This window comes from Haloglomus litoreum (assembly GCF_029338515.1).
Classification (GTDB): domain Archaea; phylum Halobacteriota; class Halobacteria; order Halobacteriales; family Haloarculaceae; genus Haloglomus; species Haloglomus litoreum.
In genome coordinates this window covers 3,496,503-3,510,059 of the sequence record NZ_CP119988.1, presented here as the reverse complement: position 1 = coordinate 3,510,059, position 13,557 = coordinate 3,496,503, and the positions used below count along the sequence as shown (strand labels likewise).

10 protein-coding genes are annotated in these 13,557 nt (G+C 71.7%); 3 read left to right on the top strand and 7 right to left on the bottom strand.

Annotated features, from left to right (window positions below):
* Positions 1-79 precede the first annotated feature (79 nt).
* Positions 80-532, top strand: a complete 453-nt coding sequence (gene lrp, locus P2T62_RS17640; RefSeq protein WP_276258329.1) for an HTH-type transcriptional regulator Lrp — start codon at positions 80-82, stop codon at positions 530-532.
* Between the two features lie 38 nt (positions 533-570).
* Here the strand turns inward: lrp and P2T62_RS17635 are convergent, their stop codons facing one another.
* The 4 genes from P2T62_RS17635 to P2T62_RS17620 all read right to left on the bottom strand — a co-directional run bounded on the left by P2T62_RS17635 (position 571) and on the right by P2T62_RS17620 (position 4,990).
* A complete protein-coding gene (locus tag P2T62_RS17635) occupies positions 571-1,500 on the bottom strand; it encodes a phosphatase PAP2 family protein (protein WP_276258328.1) in 930 nt (309 codons plus the stop codon).
* A 4-nt stretch (positions 1,501-1,504) separates the two neighbouring features.
* Entirely contained in the window at positions 1,505-2,773 is a 1,269-nt protein-coding gene (locus P2T62_RS17630; protein WP_276258327.1) for a YihY/virulence factor BrkB family protein, read from the bottom strand.
* A 174-nt stretch (positions 2,774-2,947) separates the two neighbouring features.
* On the bottom strand, positions 2,948-3,793 hold the full coding sequence (locus tag P2T62_RS17625) for a YihY/virulence factor BrkB family protein (RefSeq protein ID WP_276258326.1): 846 nt from the start codon (positions 3,791-3,793) through the stop codon (positions 2,948-2,950).
* A gap of 72 nt (positions 3,794-3,865) precedes the next feature.
* Positions 3,866-4,990, bottom strand: coding sequence for a tRNA (guanine(26)-N(2))-dimethyltransferase (locus P2T62_RS17620; RefSeq protein ID WP_276258325.1), 1,125 nt, complete (start codon positions 4,988-4,990; stop codon positions 3,866-3,868).
* 162 nt (positions 4,991-5,152) lie between these two features.
* Here P2T62_RS17620 and P2T62_RS17615 point away from each other — a divergent pair, with 162 nt between their 5' ends.
* Both P2T62_RS17615 and P2T62_RS17610 read left to right on the top strand, forming a co-directional pair.
* Positions 5,153-6,295 carry a thiamine pyrophosphate-dependent enzyme gene (locus P2T62_RS17615; RefSeq protein WP_276258324.1) on the top strand — a complete coding sequence of 381 codons (1,143 nt, stop codon included), beginning with the start codon at positions 5,153-5,155 and terminating at the stop codon, positions 6,293-6,295.
* A gap of 85 nt (positions 6,296-6,380) precedes the next feature.
* The gene (locus P2T62_RS17610; RefSeq protein ID WP_276258323.1) at positions 6,381-7,691 is read left to right on the top strand and encodes a HEAT repeat domain-containing protein; all 1,311 of its coding nucleotides are present in this window, start codon (positions 6,381-6,383) and stop codon (positions 7,689-7,691) included.
* Positions 7,692-7,745: 54 nt separating this feature from the next.
* Here P2T62_RS17610 and P2T62_RS17605 read toward each other — a convergent pair whose 3' ends face one another.
* The 3 genes from P2T62_RS17605 to P2T62_RS17595 all read right to left on the bottom strand — a co-directional run bounded on the left by P2T62_RS17605 (position 7,746) and on the right by P2T62_RS17595 (position 13,504).
* Complete coding sequence (locus tag P2T62_RS17605) at positions 7,746-9,419, bottom strand: winged helix-turn-helix transcriptional regulator (protein WP_276258322.1); 1,674 nt, start codon at positions 9,417-9,419, stop codon at positions 7,746-7,748.
* Between the two features lie 230 nt (positions 9,420-9,649).
* Positions 9,650-12,010: a S8 family serine peptidase gene (locus P2T62_RS17600; protein WP_276258321.1), complete on the bottom strand. Its 2,361-nt coding sequence runs from the start codon at positions 12,008-12,010 to the stop codon at positions 9,650-9,652.
* A gap of 183 nt (positions 12,011-12,193) precedes the next feature.
* The gene (locus P2T62_RS17595) at positions 12,194-13,504 is read right to left on the bottom strand and encodes a S8 family peptidase (protein ID WP_276258320.1); all 1,311 of its coding nucleotides are present in this window, start codon (positions 13,502-13,504) and stop codon (positions 12,194-12,196) included.
* Positions 13,505-13,557: the final 53 nt, after the last annotated feature.

Here is a 13,557-nt window from a genome sequence, read left to right as displayed (position 1 = left end):
GCCGAGGTGACCGTCAGGTGTTTGCGCGAAAAAGTGGGTGTTCATAAAGTTCTAAATCCCCTCTCGTGATAGGGTGCGTATGACCTACGAGAACCTCGACCGCCGGCTCATCAATGCCCTGCTGAACGACGGGCGCGCATCGCTCCGCAGCCTCGCCGAGGACCTCGACGTCTCCGTGACGACCGTCTCGAACCACCTCTCGGATCTCGAGGACCAGGGCATCATCCGCGGCTACACACCCATCGTCGACTACGGCGAACTCGGCTACGACGTCACGGCCATCATCCAGCTCAAGGTCGAGGGCGACGCCCTCCCCGACATCACGGACCGCCTGCAGGACCACCGACAGATGGTCTCGGTGTACGAGGTCACGGGCGACCACGACATCGTCGCCATCGGCAAGTTCACCGACACGGACCACATGAACGAGGGCATCAAGGAGCTGCTCATCGACCCGGACATCAAGGAGTCCAACACCAGCGTCGTGCTCAACACCGTCATCGAGCACGAGCAGTTCGACCTGGACTTCTAGGGACCGCCCCCGGAACCGCCCTCGGGGTCCGGACCCGTTCAGACGTTCTCCCGTACGACATCCGCGACCAGCGGCAGCACCAGCACCCCGGCGGTGACGAGCCCGCTGACAGCGAAGGCGACCGTGGCGGGCGGGTCGGCGGCGTAGAGGTAGGCGAACGGCCCGCCGAGCAGCGGGAGACCGACGGCGGTCAGGAGGAGTCCCGACCGTCGGCCGGTGGGCGCACGCAGGATGTCCCCACCGACCGCACCCCAGGTGATGCGCGCACCGAGTGTGGCACCGAGCGCGGTCAGGTGGGTCGCGTCGAAGTTCGTGACGGCGCCCGCGAGTGCGACGAGTGCGGCCACGGAGAGGACACGGCCGGGGCTCCGGTCGGCGCCGATTCCGAGCAGGACGACGAGGGCGACGCCGCCGATGGCCCAGCCCGCCAGCACGTCGACGAGATAGTGGACGCCGAGCGCGACGCGGGAGAGGCCGACGAGGCCCACGACCGCGGTGCCGGCAGCGAGCCGCGTCCTGCGGTCGCCGTCGAGCGTGAGCGCGGCGCCGCCCCAGACGAGCATCGCACCCAGCGCGTGTCCCGAGGGGAAGCCGGTCCCGTCGGCGGTCGCGGCGTCGGCGTAGAACACCCCCAGGGCGCCGGGCAACTGTCTGGCGCCGGTGGCCACGGTCGCGCCCGGCGGGCGCGGGAGGCCGAAGTAGCCCTTCAGCGTGGTCGAGAGCGCCAGCGCGGTCAGGGCACAGCCCAGCAGGAAGGCGGTCTGCCGCCGGTCGCCCAGTACGGTCTCGCCGACCCAGAAGGCGGTCGCGAGGGTCAGGAAGTAGAACCACACGTCGCCCAACTGGGTGACGACGGCGAAGGCGACGAGCAGGGGCAGTGGGAGGCCGGTGACCAGCGACTCGACGCCGGCACCACGGGTCGCGAGCGCGACCCCGGCCCGGCGGAGGGAGTCACGGCCCGGGGCCATCCGCTCAGGAGCGGAACTCGTCGATGCGGTCCTTCATCCGACCGGGGGCCCGGGCGGCGCCGACGCCCGCACCGACCAGCAGCATGAGGGTGTACAGCCCGAGCGTCGAGAGCCAGATGACGAACATCGCCAGCACCGCGGCGAGGTCCCCGAGGAAGTAGAACGCCCCCAGCGTCATCGCGGTCCCGTACAGCAGGACGAGGTAGGGGCCCCAGCCCCGCGCCTTCCCTCTGCGGACCCGCCCGCGGACGTACCGCTTGAGTTCCGCGGTGATCTCCTCGCGGTGGACGGTGCGGTCGTCGATGCGCTCCTCGAAGTCCGCCAGATCCTCGCGGAGCCCCTCGACGGCCCGCCGGAGTTCCTCGTCGTCCAGTTCCTCGGTGTCGATGTCCAGGTCCAGGTCTGTGTCTCGGTCGGTCATGGCTGAATCCCGCTGCTCGCTGTCGATGCTGCCCAGCTCGCCCTCGATGTCCGCCTCCTCCAGCCGACCCGCGTTGGCCGCGTTCAGGACGACCCCGATGAGGAGGATGAGGCCGCCGAAGTAGAGGAACGTCACCAGCAGGAGCGCGGCCCCCAGCACGCCGTAGGCGCTCGTGCCGGCCTGCCCGGCGTAGACGCGGAAGCCGGTCTGGAGGACGGTCCAGCCGATGGCCGCGAACAGCGCGCCGGGGAGCGCCTCGCGCGGCGTGACGTTCCCGGCCGGCAGGAAGTAGTAGAGCGGGAAGAAGGCGGCCGCCAGTCCCCCGACGAGCAGGAGCGTGCCGACGACGTTGGCGAGGTCGATCCCGAGTGCGGGGATGTCCACCTGCGCGATGAGGATGCCCAGGCCGACCGTCGCGGCGACGCCGAGTCCGACCGCGACGAGCGTGATGAGCGCGTCCCGGACCTGCTCGACGATGCCCTCCGGGAGGGGTGCGCCGTACACCGTGGAGAAGGCCACGTCCATCCCCCGGAACAGCTTCAGCCCCGACCAGAGCAGCACCCCGAGCCCGACGACCGTGGCCCCGCCCTGTGCGGCACTCGAGGTGAGCGCCCCCCTGACGGCCTCTGCGGCCTGGTCGCCGAACGCGGCGGCGGCCCGGTCCGCGAGGTCCGCGGCGAGCTGCTCGCCGCCGATGACGCTCGCGGCGACCAGCGCGAGCAACAGGAGCGGGATCAGCGAGATGAACGCGTAGTAGGAGAGGCTGGCCGCGATGAACGTGATCTGGTCCGACCGGACCACCCGGATGGTGGTCCGGGTCACGTCCGCCAGTCGCGACGCCCGCTGGTTCATGGCCCGGCGTTCGGCAGACGGTCACATAAAACGGGTGGAACCGGCGGACGGGTCGAGACGCGTTCCGTCCGGTGGTCGCGGGGCGCCGCGCCGGGGCCCGGCGGCCGTGGTGAGCGCCACCCCACCCATGGCGCGCCCTCTCCGGTCTCACCCGGTGTCGGTGTCGCCGGCCCGTCAGCCGTACTCCGGGAACAGGTCGTCCTCGACCTCGACCGTGACCCGCTCGGCCATGACGGCGTTGATGGTCGCGCCGATCAGCAGGAGGAGGCTCCCGCCGTAGAGCCACGTCAGGACGAGCAACACCGTACCGAACGCGCCCGCCGCCGAGGCGCCCCCGAGGTCGGCGACGAACGACTGGAACCCGACCTGGAACAGCGTCCACGTCGCCGCCGTGAACAGCGTCCCGGGCAGGACCTCCGTCGGGTCCGGGTCGACGTTGGGGAACAGGTAGTACATCGGGAAGAAGACCACCGCGAGGCCGACGAACAACGCGACGGGCTCCAGGATGTTGCCGATGGTGGTCGTGGCGCCGATGGCGAAGCCGATACCGATCATCAGCGCGGCCCCGAGGATGACCGTGGTGAAGACGACGGCCGCGTCGGCCAGGGCCTCGGGCAGTGAGTCCCGCTCCTCGGCGCCGTACACCTCCTCGAACGCCGCGTCGACCCCCCGGAACGTCCGCAGCGCGCCCCACAGGACGACCGGGAGCCCCACGAGTGTCACCTGTGCGCCGGTCGCCTGTTCGGTGAGTACCGTGTACAGCAGCGCCGACCCCTCCTGTCCGAGCAGCTCCGTCGCCTGCGCGATGATCGCCAGCGCGAGGTCGCGGCTCCCGAGGAAGGAGGCGGCGACGACCAGCACCACCGCCAGCGGGAGCAGCGAGACGGCCACGAAGTAGGCGACGGCGGCTGCGAGGAAGGTGACGCGCTCGTTGCGTGCCCGCTCGATCACCTTCCGGGCGACGTCGACCGCCTCGCCGACGTGTTCGCGGGCGACGGCCGGAAGGTCGGTGGTTGCCACTACCTGTCGGTTGGTGTCCGGGACACAAAGGCTCCCCGACCCGGTGACGGCGGGCGGGTGCCTCGGCCCCGGTCAGGCGAAGAGGGCGGCCATCTCGGCCACGTCGGCGTCCGTCTTGAACGTCGTTCCGCCGTAGTGGGTCCGGGAGGCCTCGAACCCGGCCTCGTGCAGGCGCTCGATGAACTCGTCCATCCCGATGGCGGGGGCGCTCCAGTTGCCGAACAGCCGGTGCTGGTCGTAGTGGGTCGGCTCGTCGAGTTCGGCGTCGAGACGGTCCAGCGTCCGCCCGACGGCGCGGGCCGCGCCCATCTCGTCCTCGTCCACGTGCGCGCGGACCCGGCCGAGGAAGCCCTCCTCGTGGGTCGGTCCCAGCCAGAGCGGCCCGGCCGGCTTGGTGGGGCGCTCGCAGTCGGGACACTCCGTCACGGGGTCGTGGATCAGCCCCTTCCGGGCGGTCCGCCAGAAGCAGTCCGGACACCAGTCGATGTGGCCCAGCTCCTCCAGCAAGCGGTCGGCCGCCTGCGCCCCTGATGTGAGTTCGAGGTACGTGCGGGCGTAGTGGGGCGCCGAGTGCGAGAGGATTGGCTCGGCGGCCACGTCGTAGCGCGCCGCGGTGCGGACGAGCGCCGACAGCAGGATCCGCAGCCCCATCTCCGCGTGGAAGTCGGTGTTGCGCGGGACCGCCGAGTACGAGCGCACGCCCGACTCGAAGTGCGCGCCACACAGCGGCGCCGTGTCCGTGGCGGTCACGCAACACAGCGTCCGGGCGGAGTTGAACGCGGCGTCGGCGAACGGGATGGGCGTCCCGAACGGGTCGAGGTCGACCACGTCGAAGCGTTCCTCGTGCATCAGGGCGTTCGCGTCCCGGTGGACCGCGGTCCCGTCGAGGTCGTTGCGCGCGAAGTTCTCCCGGGCCAGTTCCACCGCGTCGGGGTCCACGTCACAGCACGTCGCCTCGAACCCGGCCGCGGCGGCCCGCACGCCCCGGATGCCCGACGCCGCCGTCGCGTCCAGGTACGAGCGTGGCGGCGGCCCGTCGACACCCTCGTCCTCAGCGCGCTCGCGGTAGGCCCGCAGCGCCGCCACCGTCAGGTCCCGGTTCAGCTCCTGCTCCGGGTTGTAGAAGACGGCGTCACCCGCGCCCTGCTCGGGCTGTTCGGGCACCGCCACGGTGATGGTTCCCTCCGAGACGTCCATGTGGCGGGTCGAGTGGGTGCGGGGACAAAGGGACTCCGTTCGTGGTCGGCCGACGGGCAGAGCGGCTGGCTGGAGCCGGCGTCGGGTCGGGCGGTGGCTCCCCCGCAGCCCACCGTCCGGACCACCACAACCGCTAACCGCGCCCCAGAACTGGGCACGCACATGCACCGCGTCATCGACGAGCGACCACTCGGCGACACCGGCCTCGAGGCCGCGGACGTCCGAGCCCTCCTCCGTGATGTCATCCGGGCCCGGGTCTTCGACGACCGGGCGCTCAGCCTCCAGCGCCGGGGCTGGATGTCCGGCTACCCACCCTACCGGGGCCAGGAGGGCTCGCAGGTCGCGGCCGCCCACGCCATGCGTGAGACCGACTGGCTGTTCCCGACCTACCGGACGAACGCGATGGCGCTCGCCCGCGGCGTCCCCATGAGCGACGTGCTCCTCTTCCGCCGGGGCTACCCGGAGTTCGTCTCCGACCACGACGTCCGGCTGTTCCCGCAGGCCGTCCCCATCGCCACGCAGCTCCCCCACGCCGTCGGCTTCGGGATGGCGGTGAACTACCGGAACGCCGTCGAGCCCGAGCCCTCAGCGGCCACCGACGGCGAGCCGGCACGCCGTGACGGTGCCGTCGCCGCGGGCCTCGTCGACCCCACCGACGGCCCGACCGACGAGGCCGTCGTCGCCTACCTCGGCGACGGCGCCACCTCCGAGGGTGACGCCCACGAGGCGATGAACTTCGCCGGCGTGTTCGAGGCGCCCGTCCTCTTTCTCTGCGAGAACAACGGCTGGGCCATCTCGACCCCCCGGGAACGGCAGACCGCCGCCGACAGCATCGCGGCACGCGCCGAGGCGTACGGGTTCACGGGCCGGCAGGTCGACGGGACCGACCCGCTGGCGGTCCTCGAGGTCGTCCGCGAGGCCCTCGCGACCGTCCGCGAGGGCGAGCCGATGCTCGTCGAGTCGCTCGTCCACCGGCACGGCCCCCACACGACGAGCGACGACCCCTCGCGCTACGAGGATCGGGTCGAGGTGCCCGAGTGGCGCCGGCGCGACCCGCTCGACCGACTGACCGAGTTCGCCCGCGAGGAGGGGATCGTCGACGAGGCGTTCGTCGAGTCGGCCCACGACCGCGCCGCCCGCGAGGCCGACGAGGCCGTCGCGACCGCCGAGGCGACCGCCCCGCCGGCGGTCGCCGACCTGTTCGACCACTCGTACGCCGACCTCCCGCCGCGGGTCCGCGAGCAGCGCGCGTGGCTACACGAGCGTGCCGATGAGATCGAACCGGGCGGGCCTGTCTGGGAGTGAGCGGGTCACATCGCCCAGCGCCCCCCCGACACGGACCCCCTCACCACCGACAGTTACACCTCCTGTCCCGTCGTACGGGGGGTAGATGGGAGTGCCGAACGACCGTGTGACGGCGCTGCTCGAGGGGGACACCGTCGAGCGGCGTCGGGAGGCGGCGTCCGAACTGGTGGAGACGGCGACGGGGACCCCCGGCATCCTGGCGCCGGTCGTCGAGCGGGTCGTCGGGGGTCTGGACGACCCCGACGACCGCGTCCGGACAGCCGTCGCCCGCATCTGCTTCGAGGTCGGCACCCACGACCCCGTCGCGGTCGAGCCGCTGCTGGCGGACCTGCTCGGCTGTCTCGACGACCCCGTCGCGAGCGTCCGCGCGAACGTCGCCCGGCCGGTCGCCGAGGTCATCGTCCGGGACCCGGCGAGCCACCGGTCGACCGCGACCACCCTCCGTGCTCACCTCGACGACCGGTCGGAGAGCGTCCGCCACAGCGTCGCGTGGGCGCTGGAGTGGCTCGCCACCCGCCACCCCGCTGTCGTGCCTGCCGACCGGCTGACCGGCCTCCTGACCGACGACCACCCGCCGGTCCGCAAGCACGCGGCACGGCTCTGCGCCCTGCTCCCGCACGCCGACGGGGAGCGCCACGAGCGGCTGGTGGGGATGCTGAGCGACGAGTCCATCCCGGCCCGGCGCGCGGCGTGCCTCGCCCTCGGTGCGGCCGGCCGAGTGGGCGACGAGCCCGAGACACGGTCGGTACTCGCCCAGGCGGCCCGGACGGACCTGAACGAGGGCGTCCGGCTGGCGGCACGGCGTGCCCTTCGTGGGGCCGCCTACGAGGCGACCGCGCCGAGGCCGGACCCGCCTGCCGACGCGAGCGCGCTGGCGGCCGTCCTCGTGACGGGTGATCGCGCGCTCGGCGACTGGCTCCGCGTCGACGACCCCGATGTCACCGTCCGGGGTGGCCGGTTCCGTGGGGCCGTCGAGGCCATCGACCCGCTGAGGGGTACCATCACGCTCCGGAACGACCTCGTCGGCTACCGGGTCGCACTGCGCCGGGACAGCGACGGCTGGACGGGGACGTACGACGGCACGGAACGGACCGGGACGGTCGACCTCGCCCCGACTGCGGCCCGGAAGCTCGACACCGGGCGGACGCCGCTTCGCTACGCGGTCGAGGGCGACCGCCTCGGGTTCGAGGTCGAGGGGACCCCTCACTCCATCGAGGTGACCGACCGCGACCCGGAGACCGGACGGCTCCGGGGGGAGAACTGGATGCAGGGGTACGCCGTCGAGTTCCGCCCCGACACGGGGGGCCCCGTGCGGGCGCTGTTCGAGCGCGGCCGGGCGTTCGAGGTGTCGGACGTCGGGCTGCTGGTGGACGAGGACGGCGCGGTCAAGGAGTGAGCGAGCGGAGCGGTACCGGGACGAGGCGGGGAAGCAGGCGGGAACGCGCTCGGCTCAGTCGGAGGCCATGGCCTCGCCGGCGGCCGCCGGCCCGGCGGCGCGCTCGTCGGGCTCCAGCATCGTCCGGGCGGCGGCGGTCAGCTTGTTCATGACAGCGCGTCCGTCACGCTCGCGCACGACCACCTCGTCCTCCTCCAGCCGCTGGACGTGATGGGTGACCGTGCTGGGGTCCTTCCCGAGTTCGTCCGCCAGGTCGCTGACCGAGGCCGCGCCGAGCCGGGCGAGCGCGTCGATGACCGCCGCGGTGGAGTCGTCGTTCATCGCCGCTGCCAGCTCGACGCCCTCCGTGTGGGCGGGGTAGAACCGGCGCTTGCCGCGGACCTTCGCCCCGCTGACGAGGTCCTCGCGCTCCAGCACGCGGATGTGGTGCCGGGCCGTCGACAGCGGGATGCCGGCCCGGTCGGCGATCTCCGAGAGGTAGGTCCCCGGCGAGTCCTCGACGACCTCGAACATGGCCTCGCGGGCCTCGTGCTCGAGCGGGTCCGAGTCGTCGTACCGCGAGTAGCGGAACGGTGCCAGCATCCGGACGAGCCGGTCGAGGTGGCCCGTCCCCGGGACCGACGCGGCCGCGGTCCGGGTCGTCGTGGCGAGGCTGCCCCCCATCCCTGAGAACGCACCCGACTGCCGGGCGGCGACCGCCGCGGCCGCTCCGGCGAGCCCGACGACGGCGCCCGCACCGGCCGGGCCGCCGGGCAGGTCGTCGCCCGAGACGGGGACGCCACCGCCGATGGCGTTCCGGAGGGCGTCCGAGTTGCTGCCGGAGCCGGCGTCCGGAGCGTCCGAACCGCTCCCGGAGCCGGAATCGACGGCCGCCGCATCGTCGCTCCCCGCCACGGGCCCGGTCGACTCGACCCGTGCGGTGTCACCGGTCGCGTCGGTCGTCCCGCTCGCTCCCGTGGTGAATCGGTCGCTGCTGGCGGCCACGGTGTCGCCGACCGTCTCGGCGGTCGTCGCCAGCCCGTCGGTCGTGGCGCCACTGGCGGTCACCTCGAGCAGCGCGGTCCCGTCGGAGGCGAGGTCGACCAGTTCGACCTCGTAGCTGGTGTCCGTCGGCGAGGAGACCGTGTTCACGTCCACGAGATCGGCCTCGCTGACGGTCCCACCGTCGAGGGAGGACACGCCATCCGCCGACCCGCTGACCGGAGAGGACTCCTCGTCCGTCGATCCTGTCGCGAGTGCACTCAGTCGCTCTTCCAGCGACAGCTCCTCCGTCGTCGACCCGAGGAGCGTCTCGTCGTCCGACTCCATCCCGTCGTCGTTCGAGTCGGAGTCCGAATCCGAGAGCGACCCGTCGTCACTCGAATCGGAATCGGAGAGCGACCCGTCGTCGCCCGACTCCGAGTCGGAGTCGGAATCGGCGTTCGAGAGTGATCCGTCGTCGTCCGAGTCGGAATCCGAATCGGAATCGGAGAGCGACCCGTCGTCACTCGAATCCGAATCCGAGTCCGAGAGCGACCCGTCGTCGCTCGATCCGGAGCTGGCGTCCCCGTCGGAACCGTCCGTCGTATCGGAGCTTGATGAGCCCGTGAGGTCGTCCCCGAAGCTGTCGCCGGTCGTCGTGTCGCCGTCGTGGGGACCGGTGGCTACGGCGACCGGAGCCACGAGCGACAGTCCGAGCAGGAGGACGACGAGGACCACCAGCCCACGCCGTATACGTGTCGAGTTCATTGCACCACCTGGACCTCTGGCAGTTACCCCAGGTACCGGACTCGACTGGATAGGTGTTGGGGTGCGCATGTACGGGTGTTTATCTACCGTCGTTCCTGGTGGACGGGCGGACGGTCCCTGGAGAGCGCTGGTCCGGGGTGACTCGGTCGTGGTCCCGACCGTGCGGCCGAACATCCACCAACAGCGCTGTGACGACCCTTTTCAACGACGCATCGTGGGTACCGGTCCACTCAGAGCGCCGAGCCGGTACTCACGCCGGCGACGTACTCAGTGCTGGAGGTCCCGGAGACGGCGGCGAAACCGGTGGTGTCGGTCCGGCCGGACGTCTCCTTGACCTCCGTGGGACCGAGGGTGTACTGGTTGGACCCGTCCGGGTCGCTGGGCGCCTCGACGAAGAAGGTGAACTCCGCCGACCCGTCACCGGTCGCGTCGTTGACCGCGGTCGTATCGAAGCGGACCTCCGTGTCGCTCGCCTCGGTGACGTCCTCGCCAGTTCCGACGACCGTCCAGCCGTCCGGCAGGACCTCACGGGCCACGTCCACGTCGTGGCTGAGGCTCTCGATGGTGACGGTCACCTGGTTCGTCCCGCCGCCGGTGAACACCTGGCCGTCGTCCTCGCGGGAGCCGGCGGCCGAGAGCGTCTCCGGCTCGTCGCCGAGCGGGGAGAGGTTGATGTCGGCGTACCCGGGGACGTCGCCCGGTTCCGCGAACTGCTCGATGGTCCGGACGGCGTCGACCAGCCCCGCACCCGCGTTGTACGGGGTGTACGCGGCCTCCGCCTCGGGGTCGGCACCGCCCTCCACGAGCCGGATGACCTCCTCGGGGTCGGGGTACTCGCCGCCGTTGTTGCGGTAGTACGCCTCGATGACCTGGGCGACGACGCCGGACGTGACCGGGCACGACATCGACGTGCCCGAGAGCGCCGAGTAGAAGACGCCGGTGTCGGCGGGCGTCGCACCGTAGCTGGCCTCCAGTGCCTTCAGCGCCGAAGCCCCCATCGTCGAGACGACGGCGCTCCCGGGTGCGATGACGGTCGGCCGGTAGACACCGTACGGGCCGGTCGGCGGGTCCTCGGCCTGTTTGCGCTCCGTGATGTCGATGGTCCCGGTCGCCTGGGCGGCCGCGTACGGGATGATCTCGAAGACGTACGTCGTGCCGGCCTCGACCTGTGCGGACAGGACCTCCGGGTTGTTGAGCGAGGCCGCGGAACTCTCGACCGGGCCGTCCTCGCCGCCCTTCCGGAGGTTGATATCGAGGTCCTGGCCCGGCGGGTTCCAGGAGATGGTCGCCTCGATGGAGCCCACGTCGTCGTTCTCCGGCGTGTACTCCACGTAGGTCGGTGACCCGACCGTCGCGCCGTCGGCGGCCACGCTGGCGTCGGCACCCGGACCCGCGGTGAAGGACTTCGACGCGGGCTGCTCGTCGTCGGCGAACGCCTCCGCCGATCCGCTCTTGCGGTTGAACTCGTCGACGTTGGCGAGCGCGTCCCGTCGGTCCTCCGCCGTGTACCCGTCGTCGCCGTTCGGGAACTCGTGCCAGCGCGCCCCCTCGCTCTCGGGGTGCTGCTGGCCGTAGTTCGCCTTGCGACCCCGAGAGGAGAAGCTGGTCGGTTTCGTCGTCGCGTCGATCCCCTCGCCCTGGCCGTCGTGGCTGGCCGCGATGCAGAGGATGTGCGGTGCGGTCTTCGCGGCGCCCAGTGTGTTCGTCCCCGGGCCGCTGTTGCCGGCCGAGGAGACGACCGTGATGCCGGCGTCGAACGCCCGCCACGTCGCGCGCTCCTGGCCGCCGGCCGGGTTGAAGTCGGTGCCACCGGAGGAGCCGTAGGAGTTCGACGTGATGTGGAGCTCTTCGCCGAGTCCCCCCTCCTCGACCGGGGCGGTCAGCGTCCCGAGGATGTGGTTGTACGCGGCGACCGCGTTGAGGATGAACAGGCCCGCACCCGTGGAATAGACGGTCAGGTCGGCGTCGGGCGCCATCCCCTCGTGCTCGGGGTCCCGGTTCCCCTCGCCGACGACCGAGCCGGCACAGTGGGTCCCGTGGCCGATGTCGTCCGTGTCGGCCGGGCCGACGTCCGTCCAGGCGGTGTCGGAACTGAGCGGGTCCTGGAACTGGAAGTTGTGCCGGAGCCGGTCCTGCAGGTCCGGGTGGTAGGCGTCGACGCCGCTGTCGATGACCGCCACGTGGACGCCGTCACCCGTGTAGCCCAGCGTGGGTTTCTCCTGGACCTCGCCGGCACGCGTGGCGATCTGGGCGTCGCCGTTGTGGTAGTCGATGCGCCGGTTGGCCTCGACGTACTGCACGCGGTCGAGCGCGGCGATGGCGCGGAGCGTGGACCCCGGTGCGCGCGTGTAGACGATGTCGAGCGCCTCCATCTCGTAGGTGCCGTCGGGCAGGTCGAACCGGTCCAGGGCACCGTAGTCGGCGCCCGGCTCGAACACGACCAGCGCCCCCTGCAGGTCGTCGCTCTCGGCGTCGAGTCCGTCCCCGAGAGCCGCCTGGATGGTCTCCGCCGCGGCTCCGGTGGTCGTGAACATGGAGGCACCCGCCGCAGCCCCCGCGCTCTTCAGGACAGTCCGTCGGTTTGCGTCCATACCGGTACCGTATCGGAACTCAGGTAAACTGATTGAGGCAGAACTGTCCAAAGGTATCGGGAACAACACCACATATACTAGAGATTCAGTCGAGTCGGTAGACATACTCTCGCATACTCTCGGGTGGACGACGAACACCGTACCTGGACGGTATCACCGAGGAGGGTCCGGCGGCCGAGACGGTCAGGCCCAGTCGCTGTCGGCCGCTCGCGCGACCGCCGCATCGGCGTCGACGAAGCCCGCACCGGTCTGGTACGGCTCGTGGCCGGCGTCGTCGGCGGTCGCCTCGATGGTCCGGATGACGTCGAGGGGGGCGGCGTCGTCGCCCGCCGCGTCGAGCATCAGCGCCGCGATGCCGGAGACCGCCGGGCAGGCCATCGACGTGCCCGAGATGGCGGCGTAGAAGGGGTCGGCGTCGGGTGCGGTCGCCTGGAGCGCGTCACCCGGCGACATCGTGCTGTTGACGAGGTTGCCCGGTGCGGCCACGCCCGGCCGGTAGATGCCCGTCCCGTTCGCGAGCGCGGTCGAGCGGTCGTGGGCCCCGCCGGGGCGCCCGCGCGACGAGAAGTCGGTCACGTTCCGGTCGTCGTCGGTCGCGGCCACGCCGAGCACCCACGGCGCCTTGGCGTAGTCGTTGAGCGTGTTCGCGCTCGGGCCGTCGTTACCCGCGGCGAAGACCGAGAGCAGGCCGCGGTCGAAGGCCGTCTTCGTCGCGACGTTGAGCGGGATGCTCGGGTCGAAGTCCTCCCCCGAGGCCGCCCCGTAGGAGTTCGACACCACGTCGACGACGTCGGAGTGGTTCGCCAGCAGGTGGTCGAACGCGGCCGCCGACTTCAGCACCGAGACGGCCGCCCCGGTCGAGTAGCCCGTCAGCGCCGCGCCGGGGGCCATCCCGCCGTCCACGTCGCCCTGGCCGGCGACGGTGCCCGAGCAGTGGGTCCCGTGCCCGAGTTCGTCCGTATCGAGGTCGTGTGCTGGCACCCACAGCGTCGGTGACCCGAGCGGGTTGCCCGACCACTGGTAGTTGTTCTCGACGACGAGGTCCGGGTGGGTGGCCGCGACGCCGCTGTCGATGACCGCCACGTGGACGCCCGAGCCGTCGACACCCTGCTCGGCCCGGGCGCTGTTCACGCCCGTCTCCGCGGCGATGTCCTCGTTGAAGTACTCCAGGTCGCGGTTGGCGGCGACGTAGCGGACGCCGTCCAGCCGGGCGACCTCCCGGAGCACCGGGCCCGGTGCCCGGAGGTAGATCAGCGGGAGCACCTCGAACGCGCGTGTCGCGGCGTCCGTGTCGAGCCCCGCGATGCGGTCGGCCAGCCCGGACACCGAGGCGTCCGGGTCCACCACCGCGAGCCCCTCCTCGATACCGTCGGTGAGGTCCAGTTCGTCGTCGAGCGGGAGCGACTCGGTCGCCGTCGCCGAACCGGCGCCCAGCGCCACGGCGCCGGCCGCACCCGCGCCCTTCAGGAACGTTCGCCTGCCCGTGTCTATCATCGCCTGCACATGCATCCGACTCCCGGGTAGCCCTGCTGCAGTCGATAGCCGGT

Coding starts and splice junctions, on each gene's coding strand:
- P2T62_RS17600 (WP_276258321.1), bottom strand. CDS start 12,010: ATGGACGCAAACCGACGGACTGTCCTGAAGAGCGCGGGGGCTGCGGCG.
- P2T62_RS17595 (WP_276258320.1), bottom strand. CDS start 13,504: ATGATAGACACGGGCAGGCGAACGTTCCTGAAGGGCGCGGGTGCGGCC.
- P2T62_RS17615 (WP_276258324.1), top strand. CDS start 5,153: ATGCACCGCGTCATCGACGAGCGACCACTCGGCGACACCGGCCTCGAG.
- P2T62_RS17610 (WP_276258323.1), top strand. CDS start 6,381: ATGGGAGTGCCGAACGACCGTGTGACGGCGCTGCTCGAGGGGGACACC.
- lrp (WP_276258329.1), top strand. CDS start 80: ATGACCTACGAGAACCTCGACCGCCGGCTCATCAATGCCCTGCTGAAC.
- P2T62_RS17620 (WP_276258325.1), bottom strand. CDS start 4,990: ATGGACGTCTCGGAGGGAACCATCACCGTGGCGGTGCCCGAACAGCCC.
- P2T62_RS17630 (WP_276258327.1), bottom strand. CDS start 2,773: ATGAACCAGCGGGCGTCGCGACTGGCGGACGTGACCCGGACCACCATC.
- P2T62_RS17605 (WP_276258322.1), bottom strand. CDS start 9,419: ATGAACTCGACACGTATACGGCGTGGGCTGGTGGTCCTCGTCGTCCTC.
- P2T62_RS17635 (WP_276258328.1), bottom strand. CDS start 1,500: ATGGCCCCGGGCCGTGACTCCCTCCGCCGGGCCGGGGTCGCGCTCGCG.